The sequence below is a fragment of the Halomonas sp. SIMBA_159 genome, from assembly GCF_046536035.1.
In the GTDB taxonomy this organism is placed as follows: Bacteria; Pseudomonadota; Gammaproteobacteria; order Pseudomonadales; family Halomonadaceae; genus Vreelandella; species Vreelandella venusta_A.
Map to the genome: position 1 here is coordinate 1 of NZ_JAWJBT010000490.1, position 275 is coordinate 275.

General features: G+C 69.8%; 1 protein-coding gene. It reads right to left on the reverse strand.

The genetic code is table 11. From position 1 onward, the window contains the following. A partial coding sequence (locus tag R0J87_RS20150; RefSeq protein WP_498888471.1) for an NAD(P)-binding domain-containing protein occupies positions 1–275 on the reverse strand: 275 nt, incomplete at both ends.

Consider the following 275-nt stretch of genomic DNA (forward strand, 5'->3'; position numbering starts at 1 on the left):
TCGGCGATGCCCGCGATCAGGGCAGGCAGCTGGTCGTGTGGCACGGCGACCACGACCAGCTCGCTCCGACGCACGACCTCGAGCGCATCGAGGATCGGAACGTCCGGCAGCACCGCTGACGCCCGGTCGTCATCCGATCCGCTCGTGATTCCCGTGATCGCGTGTCCCGCGCCGGCGAGGGCAGCACCGATGACGGGACCCACGCGGCCGGCACCGATGATGCCGACCCCGAGGTCTTGAGGTGCGCCATCGAGATGCCCTTGTCGACGACGAGG